The 19,204-nt window shown below is 63.8% G+C and carries 18 protein-coding genes and 1 tRNA gene; 10 read left to right on the forward strand and 9 right to left on the reverse strand.

Features of this window, described 5'->3' with window-relative positions:
• The first annotated feature begins 4 nt into the window (after positions 1-4).
• The 3 genes from ACED18_RS02370 to ACED18_RS02380 all read left to right on the forward strand — a co-directional run bounded on the left by ACED18_RS02370 (position 5) and on the right by ACED18_RS02380 (position 1,963).
• Complete coding sequence (locus ACED18_RS02370; RefSeq protein WP_377288632.1) at positions 5-391, forward strand: Mth938-like domain-containing protein; 387 nt, start codon at positions 5-7, stop codon at positions 389-391.
• On the forward strand, positions 388-1,251 hold the full coding sequence (locus ACED18_RS02375) for a phytoene/squalene synthase family protein (protein ID WP_377288634.1): 864 nt from the start codon (positions 388-390) through the stop codon (positions 1,249-1,251). Before ACED18_RS02370 ends, ACED18_RS02375 begins: the two co-directional genes overlap by 4 nt.
• A 304-nt stretch (positions 1,252-1,555) precedes the next feature.
• Positions 1,556-1,963, forward strand: coding sequence for a hypothetical protein (locus ACED18_RS02380; RefSeq protein ID WP_377290983.1), 408 nt, complete (start codon positions 1,556-1,558; stop codon positions 1,961-1,963).
• A gap of 34 nt (positions 1,964-1,997) precedes the next feature.
• Here ACED18_RS02380 and trmFO read toward each other — a convergent pair whose 3' ends face one another.
• From trmFO to ACED18_RS02395, 3 genes are all read right to left on the reverse strand, one after another.
• Positions 1,998-3,416 (reverse strand): methylenetetrahydrofolate--tRNA-(uracil(54)-C(5))-methyltransferase (FADH(2)-oxidizing) TrmFO, encoded by a 1,419-nt coding sequence (trmFO, locus tag ACED18_RS02385; protein ID WP_377288636.1) that lies wholly within the window; start codon positions 3,414-3,416, stop codon positions 1,998-2,000.
• Between the two features lie 149 nt (positions 3,417-3,565).
• A complete protein-coding gene (locus tag ACED18_RS02390) occupies positions 3,566-3,709 on the reverse strand; it encodes a DUF1127 domain-containing protein (RefSeq protein ID WP_377288638.1) in 144 nt (47 codons plus the stop codon).
• Between the two features lie 361 nt (positions 3,710-4,070).
• Positions 4,071-4,214 (reverse strand): DUF1127 domain-containing protein, encoded by a 144-nt coding sequence (locus ACED18_RS02395; RefSeq protein WP_377288640.1) that lies wholly within the window; start codon positions 4,212-4,214, stop codon positions 4,071-4,073.
• Positions 4,215-5,313: 1,099 nt separating this feature from the next.
• Here ACED18_RS02395 and ACED18_RS02400 point away from each other — a divergent pair.
• The 4 genes from ACED18_RS02400 to tig all read left to right on the forward strand — a co-directional run bounded on the left by ACED18_RS02400 (position 5,314) and on the right by tig (position 9,024).
• The gene (locus tag ACED18_RS02400; RefSeq protein ID WP_377288642.1) at positions 5,314-6,432 is read left to right on the forward strand and encodes a DUF2157 domain-containing protein; all 1,119 of its coding nucleotides are present in this window, start codon (positions 5,314-5,316) and stop codon (positions 6,430-6,432) included.
• Positions 6,433-6,434: 2 nt separating this feature from the next.
• A complete protein-coding gene (locus ACED18_RS02405) occupies positions 6,435-7,040 on the forward strand; it encodes a GDYXXLXY domain-containing protein (protein WP_377290985.1) in 606 nt (201 codons plus the stop codon).
• A 126-nt stretch (positions 7,041-7,166) separates the two neighbouring features.
• A tRNA-Leu gene (locus ACED18_RS02410) sits at positions 7,167-7,251 on the forward strand.
• Between the two features lie 279 nt (positions 7,252-7,530).
• Positions 7,531-9,024 carry a trigger factor gene (tig, locus tag ACED18_RS02415; protein ID WP_377288644.1) on the forward strand — a complete coding sequence of 498 codons (1,494 nt, stop codon included), beginning with the start codon at positions 7,531-7,533 and terminating at the stop codon, positions 9,022-9,024.
• A gap of 66 nt (positions 9,025-9,090) precedes the next feature.
• Here tig and ACED18_RS02420 read toward each other — a convergent pair whose 3' ends face one another.
• The 6 genes from ACED18_RS02420 to ACED18_RS02445 all read right to left on the reverse strand — a co-directional run bounded on the left by ACED18_RS02420 (position 9,091) and on the right by ACED18_RS02445 (position 15,749).
• On the reverse strand, positions 9,091-9,894 hold the full coding sequence (locus ACED18_RS02420) for an endonuclease/exonuclease/phosphatase family protein (RefSeq protein WP_377288646.1): 804 nt from the start codon (positions 9,892-9,894) through the stop codon (positions 9,091-9,093).
• A 23-nt stretch (positions 9,895-9,917) separates the two neighbouring features.
• Positions 9,918-11,324 (reverse strand): Si-specific NAD(P)(+) transhydrogenase, encoded by a 1,407-nt coding sequence (sthA, locus tag ACED18_RS02425; protein WP_377288648.1) that lies wholly within the window; start codon positions 11,322-11,324, stop codon positions 9,918-9,920.
• A 141-nt stretch (positions 11,325-11,465) separates the two neighbouring features.
• Complete coding sequence (gene radC / locus ACED18_RS02430) at positions 11,466-12,278, reverse strand: DNA repair protein RadC (protein WP_377288650.1); 813 nt, start codon at positions 12,276-12,278, stop codon at positions 11,466-11,468.
• Positions 12,275-13,114, reverse strand: coding sequence for a type I methionyl aminopeptidase (gene map / locus ACED18_RS02435; protein ID WP_377288652.1), 840 nt, complete (start codon positions 13,112-13,114; stop codon positions 12,275-12,277). Before map ends, radC begins: the two co-directional genes overlap by 4 nt.
• 30 nt (positions 13,115-13,144) lie before the next feature.
• Positions 13,145-13,864: a DNA/RNA nuclease SfsA gene (sfsA, locus tag ACED18_RS02440; protein WP_377288654.1), complete on the reverse strand. Its 720-nt coding sequence runs from the start codon at positions 13,862-13,864 to the stop codon at positions 13,145-13,147.
• Between the two features lie 37 nt (positions 13,865-13,901).
• On the reverse strand, positions 13,902-15,749 hold the full coding sequence (locus ACED18_RS02445) for a PHA/PHB synthase family protein (RefSeq protein WP_377290987.1): 1,848 nt from the start codon (positions 15,747-15,749) through the stop codon (positions 13,902-13,904).
• A gap of 135 nt (positions 15,750-15,884) precedes the next feature.
• Between ACED18_RS02445 and ACED18_RS02450 the strand changes: the two genes are divergently transcribed.
• The 3 genes from ACED18_RS02450 to ACED18_RS02460 all read left to right on the forward strand — a co-directional run bounded on the left by ACED18_RS02450 (position 15,885) and on the right by ACED18_RS02460 (position 19,162).
• A complete protein-coding gene (locus ACED18_RS02450) occupies positions 15,885-16,208 on the forward strand; it encodes an SHOCT domain-containing protein (protein ID WP_377288656.1) in 324 nt (107 codons plus the stop codon).
• Between the two features lie 231 nt (positions 16,209-16,439).
• Complete coding sequence (locus tag ACED18_RS02455; RefSeq protein WP_377288658.1) at positions 16,440-17,657, forward strand: LL-diaminopimelate aminotransferase; 1,218 nt, start codon at positions 16,440-16,442, stop codon at positions 17,655-17,657.
• A gap of 182 nt (positions 17,658-17,839) precedes the next feature.
• A complete protein-coding gene (locus ACED18_RS02460; RefSeq protein WP_377288660.1) occupies positions 17,840-19,162 on the forward strand; it encodes a homoserine dehydrogenase in 1,323 nt (440 codons plus the stop codon).
• Positions 19,163-19,204 lie beyond the last annotated feature (42 nt).

Raw genomic sequence — 19,204 nt, forward strand, 5'->3', positions numbered from 1 at the left:
CCGAATGCCCAGCGGAATTGAAATGAAAGCGGCGCATTTTCCCGGCAGGGCACCGATCGATGCCTATGGAAATGGCGGCTTCCGCTTTGCCGACATGTCGCATCGCGGTTCCATCCTGCTTCTGCCGTCGGGCATCTATGCCTGGGAGGCGGAGGAGGGTGATCCGCTCGGCGTCGAGCGTTTCCGCCGCGTGATCGACGAGGCGCGCGACATCGAGGTTCTTCTGGTCGGTACGGGCAAGGATCTGCGTCGCCTGCCCCTGCCGCTGAAGGATGTCCTCAAGGGCTCCGGGATCTCGTCCGACCCGATGAGCACGGGTGCCGCCGTGCGCACCTACAACGTCATGCTCGCCGAATCGCGCGCCGTCGCTGCCGCGCTGATCGCCGTATGAGCGGGCCTGACGCAAAGGTGGCCGTTGCCGGCGACGACATGCTGGCAGAGCTGCGCGATCTCGATCGGGACCGGTATCTCGCCTGCCTGCTGGCGCCCGCCGGCCATCGCGCCGATCTCGCCGCCCTCTACGCCTTCAATGCCGAGATCGCCCGGCTGCGCGATGTGGTGCGCGAACCCATGGCCGGCGAAATCCGCCTGCAGTGGTGGCGCGATGCCATCGATGGTCCCGAGGGCACGCGCACGGGCCACCCGATCGCCGATGCCCTGAGGGCCGCAATCGCCCGCCACGCGCTGCCTCTGCCGGCCCTGCACGCGATGATCGACGCGCGTGTCTTCGATCTCTACGACGATCCCATGGGCAATCGCGCCACCTTCGAGGCCTATGCCGGCGAGACCGCCTCGGCGCTGATCCAGCTTGCCTGCCTGATCCTCGATCCCAAGGGCGCCGGAGCCTCATCGGATGCCGCCGGCCATGGCGGAGTGGCACAGGCGATTGCCGGCGCGCTGCTGCTTCTGCCGCAACACCGCGCCCGCGGGCAGGTCTTCCTGCCGGCCGATCTGCTGGAAGCCATCGGTCTTGACCGCGACCGCCTTCTCGCAGCCGATGACCCGTCGGCGATCGATACGGCGATCCGTGCCTTCGTTGCCTTGGGACGCGATCATCTGGCCGCCAGCCGCCGGTCGGCCGGCACAGTCAGTGCCGCCAATCGCGCCGCCTTTGCCGTCCTTGGTCCGATCGCCCACGTGCTGGACCGGGCCGAGAAGGCTGGCCACCGGCTTTTGACGGAGAGCCCGCTCCCATCCCAGTGGCGGCGGCAATGGTGGATGTGGCGGACCGCGCGCAGTGGCCGCTGGTAGGGTGGGGCATGCTCCTGCACTGTCGTCGTTGACGGTCTTCCTTAAGCACGTTTCGAGCCGTTGACGGCGTGACCCTTGCCGCATGCCTGTCAACGGCGCAAGAATGGGGCAGGAGTCGCGCCGCGCTGCGGGTTCTCTGATCCCTGCATGCGCGACAGGAACAGGTAGTGGAAGGACTGCGCCGATCATCGGCACCGGCGCGGCGTCCTTCCGGAAAGAGGATAGACGGTTGGATCTGGAGTCCACCCTGTGGATTGGCCTGCTGGCCGCGGTGGTGATCGGCGCGCTGTTCTTCCGTGACCGCATGCTGAACCGCGCGGCGCGCGATGCCAGCGAAGCGGACACCGGCCTTGCCATCCTCGATTTCGGTCGCGCCTATCCCGAGGAAGCGATCCGCTCCATTCACATGACGGAAGACGAGGGCGCCTATTTCCTGCGCCTGCACGACGGCAAGGCCGGCTTCATGCAGGCTCACGGTGCCCACTATCTCTGCCATCTCCTGGGCCCCGGCAGCGTGCAGGTGAGCCCCGGCCCGGATGATCGGTCGATCCGCGCCCATTTTCCGGATTTCGCCTATCTCGACGGTATCTACCGCTTCCGCAGCGAGGCGGATGCGGCGGAAGTGTCACTGCTGCTTCTGGAAACGCTTGTGCCCCGCGATCCCGCTGGTCTGGCCGATGGCGATGGGAACGGCGAGCAGCCGGCCGGCTGATGCTCCCGGCCTGCTGATGCTCCCGGTTGCGCGATCAGACTGGATTGGCTGACAGCCAGGCGGCGCAGTCCGACAATGCCCGTTCCGCCATCAGGTTCTTCTTCACGACCGCCTTTTCCTTGCCCCGGAACCGCTTGACGCCTTCCGGCCGGGTGATCGCACCCGGCTCCAGCGGCGGGAAGAGGCCGAAATTGACGTTCATGGGCTGGAAGGAGCGCTTGCCCGGCTCCTCGTCAGAAACGATGTGCCCGCCGGTGATATGGCCGAGCAGGGCGCCAAACGCGCTCGTCTGCGGCGGGACGACGGGCGTCAGCCCCTTGCGCTCGGCAGCGGCGAAACGGCCGGCCAGGAGCCCGATGCTGGCGCTTTCCACATAGCCCTCGCAGCCGGTGATCTGGCCGGCAAAGCGCAGGCCAGGCCGCGACTTGAGCTGCAGCGTGGGATCGAGCAGGGTGGGCGAGTGGATGTAAGTGTTGCGGTGCAGGCCGCCGAGCCGCGCGAACTCCGCTTTCTCGAGCCCGGGAATCATGCGGAAGACTTCGGCCTGCGCGCCATAGCGCAGCTTGGTCTGGAAGCCGACCATGTTGTAGAGCGTGCCGAGCGCATTGTCCTGGCGAAGCTGCACGACCGCGTAGGCCTTCACCGTCGGGTTATGCGCATTGGTCAGGCCCATCGGCTTCATCGGCCCGTGGCGCAGCGTCTCGCGGCCGCGCTCGGCCATGACCTCGATCGGCAGGCAGCCGTCGAAATAGGGCGTGCCTTCCCATTCCTTGAAGCCGGTCTTGTCCCCGGCGATCAGCGCATCGACAAAGGCATTATACTGCGCCTCGTCCATCGGGCAGTTGATATAGTCCTTGCCCGTGCCGCCGGGGCCAACCTTGTCGTAGCGCGACTGGAACCAGCAGATGTCCATGTCGATCGTGTCGAAATGCACGATGGGCGCAATCGCGTCGAAGAAGGCCAGCGCATCCTCGCCGGTTTCTGCACGGATCGCTTCCGCCAGCGACGGCGCGGTCAGCGGGCCCGTGGCGACGATCGACAGACCCCAGTCCGCTGGCGGCAGGCCAGCGACTTCCTCGCGCATGACCGTGATCAGCGGATGCGCCGCGATCTCGGCCGTCACCGCCTGTGCAAATCCGTCGCGATCGACCGCCAGCGCCCCGCCAGCAGGCACCTGATGGCGATCGGCAGCCTGCATGATCAGCGAACCCGCCAGCCGCATCTCGGCATGCAGCACGCCGACCGCATTGCTGGTCGCGTCGTCGGAGCGGAAGGAGTTGGAACAGACGAGTTCGGCGAGATCGTCGGTCTTGTGGGCGTCCGTGCCGCGTACGCCGCGCATTTCGTGGAGCACGACCGGCACGCCGGCCTGGGCTATCTGCCAGGCGGCTTCGGAGCCGGCCAGCCCGCCGCCGACGACATGGATGGGAGCGAAGGAGGATGTGTTCTGCATGCCAAGCCTCCTACACCAACGCCCCGGAAAGCGGAATCGATTTGTGATGCCGCAGCACGCCGGCCGATGGCGTTTGCGTGAACAGACAGACGCCCGAAACGCAAAACGGCGCCCGAAGGCGCCGCAGCGGTCAGTCCCGGTCCGGCTGCTTAGCGGAACGAACGGGAAGCGATGTTGCGGATGTCGTACCGCGTGATGCCGATGTCGGCGAGCGTGTGGGTCGGCAGGCTGGCCAGCTCGGCCATCGTACGGCGGTAGTTGATCCAGCTCTTGGCAATGCGAATCGGGTTCATGGATGTTTCCTCGAAAGACGTGTTGGAGCGCCGCGCGCTCTCTTGACCGTGCTTATACGCGCGGCCGCACGCCAGATGGAGTGCAAAGAAAAGGCATCTGCCATGCAAATGTGCAGGACGATGCATGAATTCGAGGCAGACATCCCGAGTGATTGAAATTCCGGCGGTCGCTGATGGTGTCGAGGCGGCGACAGCCGGCCGGGGCGGGTTGGTGCGCGCGGTCTTGCAGGCGTTTCGGTCCGGAGCGGGGGTGACGCCGGCGCAGTCATTCCGTAACTCAACTACGGCGCCAAACGAAAAACGCCCGCCGGACAAGTCCGGCAGGCGTTTGAAGGCAATGCGGGTCGCTGACCCAGAAGACTTACTTCACGGCGCGGCGGGCAACCTGCGGGATGTCGTCGCGGCCGATGCCGAGGTCGTTCAGTTCGCGGTCCGTCATGCGGCCGAGTTCGTTGCAGGTCTGACGGTACTTGCGCCAGGTGCTGAAGGAGCGTGCCAGGTTCATGATCTCTTCCTTTCCAAGATCCGTCGCCAGCCTTTTATCTCTCGCTGGCCTCATCTGATGGACTGAATATAATCGATGTGATGGCCGTTCCCCAGCGCTTATGCTGCATCGCACCCATGCAGAGAGCGCATCTCTGTTTAGGAAAGATTTACCGGATTTTAAGGATGATCTGCGCTAGGCGCCGCGTGGGCGGCCAGCGGCAGTTGATCGGAAGCGTGTCAGCAGGTGCCTGAAAGCAACAACGCCTGCCGGGGGAGGAGATCCGGCAGGCGTCGCTTGTTCCGACTGACAACTTGGGAGGAGGAACGTTGTCAGTCCCATCGGCCGCGCTGGGAGGAGGAGTGCGCTTGCAGATGATGTGAAGATAAGGCGCACCCCTGCATTTTTCCAGAGATGTTTGAGAATGGCACCTATGCGCCAAATGCATAGGTGCGTGGCCGCGCGAGAAAAAATGCTTAAAAAAAGATCAAGATCGTCTCTCACGCCGTCGCGAACGCCTTTGGGCAGCCTCGTCGCTTTGCTTGGCGTGCCGCTCCAGCGCGAAACGAGGCGACCAGTCTTGCCAGTGGCCAACGCGGGGATCCTGAAATCGGCAGCCATCTCGCATGCCAGCCCGCGGCCCAAAACAATAACGCCCGCTGCGGGAGGAGCAGCGGGCGTCATTTGGGATGATCGGCGACTGGGAGGAGGAGTGCCGCCGATCCAATCGGGGCGCGCTGGGAGGAGGAGGAGTGCGCGCTCCCGAAACTCATTCACGAACCTTTCAGTCCGGGGCCTGTGCTTTCGCGGGCTGACCGGGCCCTTCGTCTACGTCGCCATCGTCGGCGCCGTTTCGATAAGTCATACATATTCCATGCCAGTCCGTTTGTGCAGTGCAATACGCGAATGGATGCCATGCGCTCTCTGCATGATGTTGAGCTGTGTTGCGTCGCATTGCCAACTCTGAACAATTTCAGGCTTGTAGCATGACCGTTCCTGCGCTCCTGTGGACACGGTCGCGTTGGAGTGCTTCCATTCGCGTGACGGGCGAGGGGATTCACGTCCCGACGATGCGCCCTGGCGGGTGCGCGCGCGAAGGACAGAAAGGTCGGAAACATCCATGTATCGATCGAGGCTGGAGAAGGATCTGAGGCATTGGGCCGGTCTCGGGCTGGTTTCCGAACCCGCTGTCGCCGCCATGCTGACCGAGTTCGATCAACGCGAATCGAGTTTCAGTCTGGGGCGCGTGCTGATGCTGATCGCTGCCCTGCTGATCGCCGCGTCTGTCCTTTTGCTGGTTGCTGCCAACTGGGAGGCGATTTCCCGGCCGCTGCGGGTGGGGCTTATCCTGGGGCTGATCTGGTGCGGCTACGGCGCAGGTGCCGTCTTCCAGATGCGGGGTGCCCGCGTGCTCGCCCAATGCTGTCAACTGGTCGCCACCGTGAGCTTCGGCGGTGCCATCGCGCTTGTCGGACAGATGTATCACCTGTCGGGCGACGCGGCCGATGCGTTGGCAATCTGGTTTGCCGTGTCCTGCCTTGCCGCCGCGCTGTTCCGCATGCCGGCGCTCACCACGCTGTCATCCGTTCTGCTCGCCGCGCTTTTTGCGACCCTGGTCTTCGATGACGCCTATATCGCGATCGCCGGGCAGGGCGCCTGGTATGTGCCGCTGGCGCTTGTGATCGTCCTTGCCCTGGTGCGCTACACCGGCGCCGATCGCACGCGCCACATCGTCTACCTCACCATGATCACCTGGTTTGGCTGGCTGTATTCCGAAGTCGATGCGGCAGGCACGGCCATCGCCTATGTAGCGATCGGCGCAGCCGGCTTTCTCCTTTCCGTCCTGCCGGTATCGCCCCTCTCGAGCCTTGCCAGCCGGACGGGCGCTGCGCCGGCTTTCTACAGCTACCTCCTTGGCGCGCTTGGCCTGCTGGCGCTGCATCTCTCCTTCGATCTCGCATCAACCGCCCGCTCGACGATGCTCGGGCTGGGCATCGTCACCTTGGTCTATGCGCTCGGCGGGATCGCTCTTGCGGGCCGCCTCAATGGGCCTGTGCGTTATCTCGCCTACCTCATCTTCGCCGTCGAATGCTTCTATCTGGCATCGGAAACCGTCGGTTCCATTCTCGGCACTTCCGGCTTCTTCCTTCTGTCGGGCTTTGGCGTTGCGCTGCTCGCCTTTCTCGTCGTGCGCATAGAAAAGAGACTGTCTGACCGACGCAAGGAGATGACAGCATGACCATGACGACAGCAGCCCCGGACCCCGCAACCCGCAAGCCCCTCCTTGCGCCCTTGCTTGCCGCCCTTGTCGTTGCACTTCTGCAGACCGGCATTGTCGGTTGGGCCATCGCCCAGCGCGCGACGATCCTGCGTCAGGGTGATCCGGTGGTTCTAAAGACGGCGCCCGTCGATCCGCGCGACCTCCTGCGTGGCGACTATGTCGTCCTCTCCTACGAGATCGCCACCATCGATTCCGATCGCATCGTCGGCCCGACGCCGGATGCCACCACGCCCGCGCGGCTGCATGTGCGCATTGCGCCCGGTGCGGATGGCTTCTGGACGGTGAGCGAAGCCTCGTTCGAGCCTCTGGCGAAACGTCCGGGAAGCGTCATTCTCCTCACCGAACCCTTCGCCTGGTATCCGCCGGCGCCCGGCACGACCTCCAGCTACTTTGTCTCCTACGGTATCGAGCGCTACTACGTGCCCGAAGGCGAGGGGCGTGCGCTGGAAGATGCCGTCATCGCGCGCTCGCTCGCCGTCACTGTCCGGGTTTCCGACGCCGGGACGGCGCAGATTGCCGCCCTGTCGATCGACGGCAAGCCCGTCTACGATGAACCGCTCTTCTGATTTTCGCAGACGCTACACATCGCCCGTCCACGGCAGCCCCGTCATGGTGCCGTCACGATTTTCCTTTGCGCCCACCGGAGCCGGTGTTATAGACACGCCCGCGCCGGGGCAGGGTTCCAGGCGCATGCGGGTATGGTGGAATTGGTAGACACACCAGATTTAGGTTCTGGCGCCGAAAGGCGTGGGAGTTCAAGTCTCTCTACCCGCACCAGATGATGGGTCGCCCACGATGGCGACCGGCGGGGCACGGAGGGCGGCGGACAACAGATATGTCCGGGATCGCCTCCGGTGCTTCCAGGAAGATGGCATTTTGGGTCTGCGCTCGCGCAGGCCAGAGCATGGATTTCCGTGGCCGGACGGAGGGTATGCAGGCATTTTGCTTGCAAAACGGCCCGTGAAATGCGTAAAGCCACACCCGGCAAAAGGATCGGCCCAGATGCCCGCGCTCGTCCAGCGCCTGGGCATCGCAACGTGAAATGAAGGTTTGAACATGCAGGTTATCGAAACGCTCGCTGAAGGGCTGAAGCGCGAACTCAAGATCGTCATCCCGGCCAAGGACATGGAAGCGCGCATGAACGAGCGCCTCGTCGAGGTCAAGGATCGCGTCCGCATCAACGGTTTCCGTCCGGGCAAGGTGCCGATGGCGCACCTCAAGAAGGTCTACGGCAAGTCCGTCATGGCCGAACTCGTCAACGAGCTGGTGCGCGAAAAGCCGACCGAAATCCTCAACGAGCGCGGCGAAAAGTCTGCGACGCAGCCCGAAGTGGCGATGACCGAGGACCAGGCCGAAGCCGAAAAGATCCTCGCCGCCCAGGCCGATTTCGAATTCACCGTTGCTTATGAAGTCATCCCGGCAATCACGCTCGGCGACGTCTCCGGCATCAAGGTTACCCGCGAAGTCGTCGAGATTCCGGATGAGGACGTGACCGAGCAGATCCTCAAGATCGCCGAAAGCGCCCGTGCCTACGAAAGCAAGAAGGGCAAGGCCGAGAACGGCGACCGCGTGACCATGGACTATCTCGGCAAGGTCGATGGCGTTGCCTTCGACGGCGGCAAGGCCGAAGATGCCGAGCTGGTTCTGGGCTCCGGCCGCTTCATCCCCGGCTTCGAAGACCAGCTCGTCGGCGTGAAGGCCGGTGACGAAAAGGTCATCACCGTGACCTTCCCGGCCGAATATCCGGCTGCCAACCTCGCCGGCAAGGACGCCACCTTCGACATCACCGTCAAGGACGTTGCCGCCCCCGGCGCCATCGAGATCAACGACGAACTCGCCACCAAGCTCGGCCTCGAATCGGCTGACAAGCTGAAGGAAATCGTCCGCGGCCAGATCGAAAGCCAGTACGGCTCGATCACCCGCCAGAAGATCAAGCGCCAGATCCTCGACCAGCTCGACGAGCAGTACAAGTTCGAGACCCCCGAGCGTCTGGTCGATGTCGAGTTCGAGAACATCTGGCGCCAGATCAACACCGACCTCGCCCAGGCCGGCAAGACCTTCGCTGACGAAGACACGACCGAAGAAGAAGCCCGCGCCGAATACCGCAAGCTCGCCGAGCGTCGCGTCCGCCTCGGTCTCGTCCTCTCCGAAATCGGCGAGAAGGCCGGCGTCGAGGTGAGCGAAGACGAAATGCAGCGTTCGCTGTTCGAACAGCTGCGCCAGTTCCCGGGTCAGGAAAAGCAGATCCTCGACTACTTCCGCAACACGCCCGGCGCTGCCGCTTCGCTGCGCGCCCCGCTGTTCGAAGAAAAGGTCATCGACCACCTGCTCTCCGAAATATCCGTCACCGACAAGACCGTCACCAAGGACGAGCTGATGGCTGACGACGAGGACGGCGACGAAAAGGCCGCTGCCAAGAAGCCCGCCAAGAAGAAGGCCGCCAAGGCCGAGGCCGCATCGACCGAAGCCGCTGCCGAAGGCGAGGAAGCTCCGGCTCCGAAGAAGAAGGCCCCGGCCAAGAAGAAGGCCGCTGAAGGCGACGCCGAATAATCAACGGCACTTCAACGAGATGACGAAAAGGCCGCCTCCGGGCGGCCTTTTGCGTCTGCCAGCATCTCAAGGCAGCGTCAGCAAAAGCGGGCGATGATCCGACACTTCGGGCTGTGCCACGACATCGAAGGCTGTCCACTCAACATGGGGGTTCACAAGGAGATAGTCGGCGTACCGGCCGGACTTCGCGTAATGCGAGGTGCGCGTGTCCGTGAAACCGAGTTTCGTCACGAGGTCTTCAAGACCCAGTGCCTTCAGGTCATCGAACGTTTGGCTGTCCGGCAACAGGTTGAGATCGCCGCATAGAACAACGGCCTCGTTCGGCTTCTGGAAGGCCCGGATGATCTCGACAAGACGTTTGCTTTGGCCGGCGCGCGCGGCTGTATCGCCCTTGCCGGAAATCTCCCGGAGGCCGTGCAATTGGAGGATGGCAAGGCTCTTCTGGCTTTCGTGATCGAAGACCCGGACGCCGTGAACATTGCGCGCTCGCGGATGCGGTCCGAATGCGTTCGGCGAATAAGCCTCATGGACGAAGTCGAGCGTCTGGCCCGTGATGGCGAGAGAGGAGCGTACGAAGGTCGCAAGCCCGAAGGACTGCCAATGCATTCCGGATCCGGCGGGCAGCAGCCCGCGTGCAAACGGGAAGAAGAATGCGTCGTGGTCCGGCAACGAGGCTTTGAGGGCATCAAAAAGATTGGCTCTTTGCGGCAGGATGACACCGTCATGCTCATAGTCGAGCCAATCGGGAGTGCCGCGCGGCGAGCGCGACACTTCCTGGAGACACACCACGTCGGCATCCACCTCGGCGAGATACGTCAAAAGTCTCTCGTAAAGCGCGCCGCCCCAGCAGTTGAGGGAGAGGATACGCATATCTGCTCCAGGCTTGCACCGCCTCACACCGGCTGCGACAGATCCCCCATCCGGTTCCAGGCATCCAGACCGGCGATCTTGTAGGCTTCGGCGAGCGTCGGATAGTTGAAGGTGTTCTCGACGAAATACTCGACGGTGCCCTTGAGGTTGAGCACGGCCTGGCCGATGTGGACCAGTTCGGTCGCGCCTTCGCCGACGATGTGGACACCCAGCAGGCGGCGGGTTTTCAGCGAGAAGATCATCTTCAGCAATCCCGAATCGAGCCCCATGATGTGGCCGCGCGAGGTCTCGCGGAAGCGGGCGATGCCACATTCATAGGGAATGCCGCGCTGCTTGACTTCTTCTTCCGTCAGGCCGCAGGTGGAGATTTCCGGCACGGCATAGATGCCGTAGGGGAAGTATTTCGGCGGCTCCTTGGCGATTGCGCCGACGGCGACGCGCGCTGCGATGCGACCCTGTTCCATCGAGGTCGAAGCGAGGCTCGGGAACCCGACGACATCGCCGGCGGCATAGATGTTCGGCACGCTGGTCTGGAAGGTCTCGGGATTGACCGAGAGGCGCCCGCGACTGTCGGCCGTCAGCCCCGCGGCTTCAAGGTTCAGCGTATCGGTCGCGCCCATGCGGCCGGCCGCAAACAGCACCATTTCCGAATGCAGGATGCGGCCATTGTCGAGCGTGATGCGGCAGCGCCCGTCCGCATCCTTCTCCACCTTGTCGGCCTTGGTGCCGAGGATGAGCTTCATGTTGCGGTCGCGCAGCTGGTAGGTGAAGTCCTCGACGATTTCCTTGTCGATGAAGTCGAGCATGGTCGCCTTCGGATCGATGACGGTGACCTGCGCGTCGAGCGCGGAGAAGATCGTCGCATATTCAATCCCGATGACGCCGGCGCCGATGACCACCATGGAGCGCGGCAGCTGCTCGATCTCAAGGAGTTCGTCGCTGTCGAGAATCGACTTGTGGTCGAAGGGAATGTAGTCGGGCCGGAACGGCTTGGTGCCGACGGCGAGCAGGATGCTGGTCGCCTTCACCTGCACGCTTTCGCCGTCATCCTTGACGATCTCCAGCGTTTCCGGATCGATGAAATGTGCCTTGCCGCGCATGTGCTGCACACGGTTGCGGGCGAACTGGTGTTCCAGCACCTCGACTTCATGGTCGAGCGTGATCAGCAGGCGGCGGCGCAGGTCGTCGGCGCTGATCTCCTGCTTGACCCTGTAGGCGCGCCCGTAGAAGCCGCGCTCGCGCCAGCCGGTCAGGTTCAGCGCGGTCTCGCGCAGCGTTTTCGACGGGATGGTCCCGGTATGCACCGAGACGCCGCCGACCCGCTTGCCCTGCTCGATCACGAGAACCTTGCGGCCGAGCTTTGCGGCCTGAATGGCACCACGACGGCCCGCAGGTCCGCTGCCGACGACGACGAGATCGAATTGCATCATGATGGTGTCCGCTGCTGGTAAGGGTCGGGGCGAGAATCATTGTGCACTGCCGCAAATGTCCTACGCCAAAAACCTTAAGGTCAATGTGCGACAGCGGCATTTCAGCGAGCTTGATGCGTCGGAAGCATCACGACGAAGGCCTCAGATCAGCCTGAGCCCCTTGAGACTGGCATGGCCGTCTCGCCCGATGATGATGTGGTCATGCACGGTGATGCCGAGCGGCTTGGCCGTGTCGATGATCGTTTTGGTCATCTCGATGTCGGCGCGCGACGGCGTCGGGTCGCCGGAGGGGTGATTGTGGACGAGGATGATCGCGGTGGCCGACAGTTCCAGCGCCCGCTTCACCACTTCGCGGGGATAGACCGGCGTGTGATCGACGGTGCCGGTCTGCTGCACCTCGTCGGCGATCAGCGCGTTGCGCTTGTCGAGGAAAAGGATACGGAACTGCTCGCGCGGTTCATGCGCCATGGCTGCGTGGCAGTAATCGATGACGGAGGACCAGGAACTCAACACCTGCTTGCCGCGCAACTCGCTTTTCAGCATGCGCTGGCCGACCGACGCAATGAGCTTGAGATCGGTCGCCACCGCCTCGCCAACCCCCTTGACCTCCATGAGAAGCGAAGGCGGCGCACCGAAGACACCGGCAAGCGTGCCGAACCGGTCGAGCAGGGCTTTTGCGATCGGCTTGGTGTCGCGGCGGGGAATGAGGCGGAAAAGCAGCAGTTCGAGAAGTTCATAATCGGCAAGTGCCGCGTCGCCCTGATCGCGGTAGCGGGTGCGAAGCCGCTCGCGATGGCCGTGGTAATGGGCCTCGTCCGGCTGGGACTGGCGCGCCTTGACCACGCCGCCGCCGAGCGCCTTTTGTCCGGAGGATACGGCCTTTGGCCTCTGTTCGGCAAAGAAGCCGCGTTCGTCGGTGTCGAGCCCGTCCTTTTCCGGCGGCTGCCTGCTCATGCGGCCGCCTGTGCGGCGAGGCCCGGGCAGTCAAGGCCGGCCGGCGACAGCGTGAAGATCTCGCAGCCATCGGCCGTCACCCCGACCGTGTGCTCGTACTGCGCCGAGAGCGACCGGTCGCGCGTGACCGCAGTCCAGCCGTCGGAGAGCACCTTCACATGCGGGCGGCCGAGATTGATCATCGGCTCGATGGTGAAGATCATCCCTTCGCGGATTTCCGGCCCCTCGCTTGCCTTGCCGTAATGCAGGATGTTCGGCGCATCGTGGAAAAGCGTGCCGACGCCATGGCCGCAGAAATCGCGCACCACGGAGCAGCGCTCGGCTTCGGCCAGGATCTGGATCGCCTCGCCGATGGCGCCGGTGCGCGCGCCGGGCTTGACGGCTGCGATGCCGCGCATCAGGCATTCATAGGTCACTTCCATCAGCCGCTCGGCGGCCCGCTTGACCTGCCCGACCGGGTACATGCGGCTCGAATCGCCATGCCACCCGTCGAGGATGAAGGTCACGTCGATATTGACGATGTCTCCCTCGCGCAGCGGCTTGTCATCGGGAATGCCGTGGCAGACGACGTGGTTGATCGAGGTGCAGGAGGCCTTGGTGTAGCCGCGATAGTTCAGCGTTGCCGGCAGCGCGCCGTTGTCGAGGCCGAACTGGAAGACGAAACGGTCGATCTCGTTGGTGGTCACGCCCGGCTTGACGATATCGACGAGGGCGTCGAGGCACCGGGCGGTCAGCTGACAGGCGCGCCGCATGCCGTCAAAGGCATCGGGCCCGTAGAGGCGGATAACGCCGGTATTCTTGAGAGGCGCTGCCGCCGCCTCGATATAGGTGACCATCTGAACACTTCCCGCTGCAAGGTGCGGATGTCATAGAGCAGTCATGGCCCGATCGTCCACCGGGATCAAGTCCAACGCGCTGATTTGCTGCGATGAAACCCGGCAGGCCACCGCATAGGCCTCCACCCCGGCGGCCCGCGCGTGCTTATAGGCCCGTGCGTAAGCCGGATCGAAATCGGCCGCGATGGCGAGCCGCTCGCAATCGCCGCGCTGGATGATGTAGAGCATCGCCGCCCGATGCCCCTCCGCGACCATGGCGGCGAGGTCATCGAGATGGCGCGCGCCGCGGGTCGTCGGGCTGTCGGGAAATTCCGCAAGCCCGGCCTTGCGCGAGAAATGGACGTTCTTCACCTCGACATAGAGCCGCGCGCCTGAATGATCGGTCAGCAGGAAATCGATACGCGACTGCACGGCGTAGCGTTGCTCGGCCTTGATCGTTTCGTGGGAGGCAAGGGCAGGGACCACGCCGGCCCGGATTGCCTCCAGCGCAAGCCGGTTCGGCAGGCCGGTATTGATGCCGACCAGCGTGCCATCGGCCTCGACCAGTTCCAGCTGGTAGCGATATTTGCGCGTCCCCGTCTCGTGGGTCGAAAGATAGATCCGCGACCCCGGTGCCGTCAGGCCGCGCATCGAGCCGGTGTTGGGACAGAAGCCGGTGATCGCACTTCCATCTTCCAGCACGGCATCGAAAAGGAAACGCTTGTAGCGCGACACGAGCCGGGCAGGGACGAGCGGTGGGGAAAATTCCATGGCCTCAGTCGCCGGGCATGACGCTTGGCGACACCCCTCAGGCCCGCGCCCGGACGTAGGAGCCAGGCGCCTCCTCCAGCGTGTTCATCGTTCCACCGGGCTTGCGGGCGGGAACGCGGCGCTTGTCCTGCTTCTCGATCCAGGCATGCCAGTGCGGCCACCAGGAGCCCGGCGTCTCCTCGGCTTTTGCGAGCCACTCCTCGTACTCGCCCTTCGGCGCCGGTCCCGTCCAGAACTGGTACTTCTTCTTATCGGGCGGATTGACGACGCCGGCGATATGGCCGGAGCCGGTCACAACGAAGGTGACCTTTCCGCCAAAGGCGGTGCTGCCGAGGAAGACGGACTTCGGCGGGGCGATATGATCCTCGCGCGTGGCGAGATTGTAGATCGGGATCTTGACGTCCTTCAGCGAGATCTTGTCGCCCGCCAGCACCATCTCGCCGCGCGACAGCTTGTTGTCGAGATAGCAGTTGCGCAGGTAGAACGAGTGGTTGGCAGCCGGCATCCGGGTGGAATCGGAATTCCAGTAGAGCAGGTCGAAGGGCATCGGATCCTGGCCCTTCAGGTAGTTGTTGACGAAATAGGGCCAGATGAGCTCGGAGGCGCGCAGCATGTTGAAGGCGGTGGCCATCTTCGATCCATCGAGATAGCCGGACGCCTTCATGCCGGCCTCGATCATCTGGATCTGCTCCTCATCCACGAAGACCTTGAGATCGCCCGCATGGGTGAAATCGACCTGCGTGGTAAAGAGCGTCGCCGTGCGGATACGCTTGTCGCCCTCGCGCGCATGCAGCGCCAGCGTTGCCGACAGAAGCGTGCCGCCGACGCAGTAGCCGATGGCGTTCACATCCGTTTCGCCGGTCGCCTGCGTGATGGTGTCGAGCGCAAAGCCGATGCCCTCGCGCGCATAGGATTCCCAGTCCTTGTCGGCATGCCGCTCATCGGGATTGACCCAGGAGATCACGAAGACGGTATGCCCTTGGTCGACCGCCCATTTGATGAAGGATTTCGCCGGGTTGAGGTCGAGGACGTAGTATTTGTTGATCCATGGCGGGCAGATCAGCAGCGGCCGCTTCAGCACCGTCTCGGTGGTCGGCTCATACTGGATGATCTGGCAGACATCGCTCTGCGCCACCACCTTGCCCGGTGTGATCGCGATGTTCACGCCGATGGCGAACTGGCTCGTATCCGTCTGCCGCATCCTGAGATCCCCGCCGCCGGCGGCGATATCCTCGGCAAACATCTTCATGCCCTTGACGAGGTTGGCGCCGCTGGACGCGACGGTCTCCCGGTAGAGCTGCGGATTGGTCGTGACGAAATTGGCCGGCGACAGCGCGCTGGTGATCTGGCGCACATAGAACGCCGCCTTGTGGCGCGTGTGTTCGTCCAGCCCCTCCGCGTCCCGCACCATGCGGTCCGCCCAGTCGGCGGTGACAATATAGGCCTGCCGCAGGAAATCGAAGAAGGGGTTCTTTTCCCAGTCGGCATCCGCAAAGCGCTTGTCCGGCTTGATGGCGGGATCGGCCGGCGGCGCCTCGCCATTCATCTTCATCAGGCTACGCGACCAGATGGCGAAATAGCTGCCGAAGAGATGCGTTTGCGCTTCCAGCGCCCGCTTTGGATCGGCCAGCCAGTATTCGCAGACCTTCGAGAGCGTCTTGACCATCTCCACCAGCGGCTCGGCGACGATATCGGTCTTTTCCCCGGTCTCGCGCGGCGCGAGCCAGGCGGATGCAGCCTTGCCGAGATTTTCAACCGCGCGTGCGAGGTTGACGGTAAAGGTCTCTGGGTCTTTCAGCACATAGGGCTCGATCGAAGCGGCGTCGAAACCGGGAAATGCGCCCCCCTCGGTCTTCGCGTGTCCACCGGTCTCCGAGTGCCCGATGTGAGGGCCTTTGTGCTCCGCCAACCCAGAACCTCCCGATTCCCGTTTGTTTTTCTTGTTTTTACATCCTGCCCGAAAACGACTACAAGTGCCAGCGCCTCCTTCGTATCAGACGTATCAGACGGACACGGGACCATGACATCTGCCTTCGCCCGCCAGGGCTTCCTTGCCGCCCTGCTGGCCGCGACCTTCTGCCTTGCCGCCTGCAGCAAGACCCCGCCCTCCGCCGATCCGGCGCTGGATGCGGAAGGCTTTCCCTCCGTCTACCGCCCGCTCTATGCCGCCACGACCCAGATGACGACGGAGGAGGCCGAGGGCCAGCAGCGCGCACTCTCCGGTCTTGCAGCCCGCCGCGCCTCCGGTTCGATCTCGGAAGCCGAGTATCGCCGCCGCGTTGCCGAGATGCGGGCGCTGGGCGCGAATCACGGCGCCGACACCCTCAAGCAGATGAACAATTAACACTTGCCTTTGCGGTCGATTGGCCGCAAAGCCTTGGAGTCGAAGGGCGGAGCGGTTCGGATTCGAGCCATGTCCGCAATTCGGCCGCAGAATGTGTTTCTGTGGCATCCGGATGCCGCGTGTGCAGAGCCTGCGCGTATCCTTGAGAGGGGCTGAAAGGCCCGTTGAACCCGCGCGCCGGCGACGCGCCCGATGGCCCTTGCCGGATCTCGCGCAAACCGAGGTCAGAAGATGGAAGAGTTTCACAAAGTCCGGCGTTTGCCGCCCTACGTTTTCGAACAGGTCAACCGTTTGAAGGCGAGCGCGCGAGCGGCGGGCGCCGATATCATCGATCTCGGCATGGGCAACCCCGATCTTCCGACCCCGCAGGCCATCGTCGACAAGCTGTGCGAAGTGGTCAAGGATCCGCGCACGCACCGTTATTCGTCTTCCAAGGGCATTCCGGGCCTGCGCCGCGCCCAGGCCGCCTATTATGCCCGCCGGTTCGGCGTGAAGCTCAACCCGGATACGCAGGTGGTCGCCACCCTCGGTTCGAAGGAAGGCTTCGCCAACATGGCGCAGGCGATCACCGCGCCCGGCGACGTGATCCTCTGCCCGAACCCGACCTATCCGATCCACGCCTTCGGCTTCCTGATGGCCGGCGGCGTGATCCGCTCGATCACCGTCGATCCGGACGAGACCTTCTTCCCGCCGCTGGAACGCGCCGTGAAGCACTCGATTCCCAAGCCGCTCGCGCTGATCCTCAACTATCCGTCCAACCCGACGGCCAAGGTCGCGACGCTCGATTTCTACAAGGACGTCGTGGCCTTCGCGAAGAAGCACGACATCATCGTGCTCTCCGACCTCGCCTATTCGGAAATCTACTTCAACGACGATCCGCCGCCGTCCGTGCTGCAGGTCCCCGGCGCAATCGACGTCACGGTGGAATTCACCTCCATGTCGAAGACTTTCTCCATGCCCGGCTGGCGCATGGGCTTTGCGGTCGGCAACGAACGGCTGATCGCGGCGCTGACGCGGGTCAAGTCCTATCTCGATTACGGCGCTTTCACGCCGATCCAGGTGGCTGCGACCCATGCGCTGAACGGTGACGGCTCCGACATCGCGGAAGTCCGCAATGTCTACAAGCGCCGCCGCGACGTGATGGTCGAGAGCTTCGGCAAGGCCGGCTTCGAGGTCCCGCCGCCGGACGCGACCATGTTCGCCTGGGCGAAGATCCCGGAAAAGTTCCGCCACCTCGGCTCGCTGGAGTTCTCCAAGTTGCTGGTCGAGAAGGCGGATGTCGCCGTCGCGCCCGGTATCGGCTTCGGCGAAATGGGGGATGATTACGTGCGTCTGGCGCTCGTCGAAAACGAGCACCGCATCCGCCAGGCCGCGCGCAACATCAAGAAGTTCCTCTCCTCGGCCGACGAGACGATGCACAACGTGATTTCGCTCAACGCCCACCGTTGATCGCACGCCTGCTATCCCTTACCAGACTAGGACTGACGCTCCGCCTTCGGGCGGAGCTTTGGACTTTGTCAGGGATAAGTGGTTTTCGGTTATCCCGAAGAGACAAACGACAATAAGGAATAGAGAGCCCGCCGGGATCAGGATGAGCCTGACGGGCTTGAGCGACAACAGGACGAACCGACATGACGCAAGCTCTCCGCATCGGCATCGCAGGCCTCGGCACCGTGGGTGCCTCGCTGGCACGCATCCTCACCGAGAAGGCCGAGATGCTGACGACGAGCTGCGGACGTCCGATCACCATTGCCGGCGTCACCGCGCGTGACCGCAACCGTGACCGCGGCGTGGATCTTTCCGGCGTCGAGTGGCATGCGGATGCGCTGTCGCTCGCCTCCAATGCCGAACTCGATGTGTTCGTGGAACTGATGGGCGGTGCCGGTGATCCCGCCTACAGCGCCGTCAAGGCGGCCCTTGCGCGCGGCATCCATGTGGTGACCGCCAACAAGGCGCTGCTCGCCGCCCATGGCATCGAGCTTGCGACCATCGCCGAAAAGACCGGCGCGCTGCTCAACTACGAAGCGGCCGTGGCCGGCGGCATCCCGGTTATCAAGGCGCTGCGCGAATCCATGACCGGCAACACGATTTCCCGCGTCTACGGGATCATGAACGGCACGTGCAATTACATCCTGACGCGCATGGAACGCGAAGGCCTGACCTTCGAGGCCTGCCTGAAGGAGGCCCAGCGTCTCGGTTATGCCGAAGCCGATCCGGCCTTCGATATCGAGGGCAACGATACCGCCCACAAGCTGTCGATCCTGACGAGCCTTGCCTTCGGCACGGCGATCGCGGCCGACGACATCTATCTCGAAGGTATCACCAACATCTCGATCGAGGATATCCGCGCAGCCGCCGATCTCGGCTACCGCATCAAGCTGCTCGGCGTTGCCCAGAAGACCGACAGCGGCATCGAGCAGCGCGTGCACCCGACCATGGTGCCCGTCGACAGCGTCATCGCGCAGGTCGATGGCGTGACCAATGCGGTGGCGATCGAAAGCGACATTCTCGGCGAGCTGCTGATGGTCGGCCCCGGTGCCGGCGGCAATGCGACGGCGTCTGCCGTGCTCGGCGATATCGCCGACATCGCCAAGAGCCGTCCCGGCGCCCAGAACGTGCCGGCCTTCGGCCGCCCGGTCGAGGCGCTGATCCCCTACCAGCGCGCCCAGATCCAGAATCACGAGGGTGGCTATTTCATCCGCCTCACGGTGGTCGATCGCGCCGGCGTTTTCGCGAGCATCGCGACGCGCATGGCCGAGCAGAAGATCTCGCTCGAATCGATCGTGCAGCGCTCCAAGCAGCATACCGAAGGCGTCGAGCCGCAGACGATCATCCTCGTCACCCACGCCACCAGCGAAAATGCAGTGCGCGCGGCCGTCGAGAAGATCAAGGCCGAGGGCTATCTGGTCGGCGAACCGCAGGTGATCCGTATCGAGCGGCCGAAGGCGGCCTGAGGCTCCCGTTAGAGCCGTGATGCCCTTTTCGGGGCGCTGAGG

This window comes from Rhizobium sp. SG2393, assembly GCF_042610495.1.
In the GTDB taxonomy this organism is placed as follows: domain Bacteria; phylum Pseudomonadota; class Alphaproteobacteria; order Rhizobiales; family Rhizobiaceae; genus RU20A.

Coding starts and splice junctions, on each gene's coding strand:
- ACED18_RS02370 (WP_377288632.1), top strand. CDS start 5: ATGCCCAGCGGAATTGAAATGAAAGCGGCGCATTTTCCCGGCAGGGCA.
- ACED18_RS02375 (WP_377288634.1), top strand. CDS start 388: ATGAGCGGGCCTGACGCAAAGGTGGCCGTTGCCGGCGACGACATGCTG.
- ACED18_RS02380 (WP_377290983.1), top strand. CDS start 1,556: ATGCTGAACCGCGCGGCGCGCGATGCCAGCGAAGCGGACACCGGCCTT.
- trmFO (WP_377288636.1), bottom strand. CDS start 3,416: ATGCAGAACACATCCTCCTTCGCTCCCATCCATGTCGTCGGCGGCGGG.
- ACED18_RS02390 (WP_377288638.1), bottom strand. CDS start 3,709: ATGAACCCGATTCGCATTGCCAAGAGCTGGATCAACTACCGCCGTACG.
- ACED18_RS02395 (WP_377288640.1), bottom strand. CDS start 4,214: ATGAACCTGGCACGCTCCTTCAGCACCTGGCGCAAGTACCGTCAGACC.
- ACED18_RS02400 (WP_377288642.1), top strand. CDS start 5,314: ATGTATCGATCGAGGCTGGAGAAGGATCTGAGGCATTGGGCCGGTCTC.
- ACED18_RS02405 (WP_377290985.1), top strand. CDS start 6,435: ATGACGACAGCAGCCCCGGACCCCGCAACCCGCAAGCCCCTCCTTGCG.
- tig (WP_377288644.1), top strand. CDS start 7,531: ATGCAGGTTATCGAAACGCTCGCTGAAGGGCTGAAGCGCGAACTCAAG.
- ACED18_RS02420 (WP_377288646.1), bottom strand. CDS start 9,894: ATGCGTATCCTCTCCCTCAACTGCTGGGGCGGCGCGCTTTACGAGAGA.
- sthA (WP_377288648.1), bottom strand. CDS start 11,324: ATGATGCAATTCGATCTCGTCGTCGTCGGCAGCGGACCTGCGGGCCGT.
- radC (WP_377288650.1), bottom strand. CDS start 12,278: ATGAGCAGGCAGCCGCCGGAAAAGGACGGGCTCGACACCGACGAACGC.
- map (WP_377288652.1), bottom strand. CDS start 13,114: ATGGTCACCTATATCGAGGCGGCGGCAGCGCCTCTCAAGAATACCGGC.
- sfsA (WP_377288654.1), bottom strand. CDS start 13,864: ATGGAATTTTCCCCACCGCTCGTCCCTGCCCGGCTCGTGTCGCGCTAC.
- ACED18_RS02450 (WP_377288656.1), top strand. CDS start 15,885: ATGACATCTGCCTTCGCCCGCCAGGGCTTCCTTGCCGCCCTGCTGGCC.
- ACED18_RS02455 (WP_377288658.1), top strand. CDS start 16,440: ATGGAAGAGTTTCACAAAGTCCGGCGTTTGCCGCCCTACGTTTTCGAA.
- ACED18_RS02460 (WP_377288660.1), top strand. CDS start 17,840: ATGACGCAAGCTCTCCGCATCGGCATCGCAGGCCTCGGCACCGTGGGT.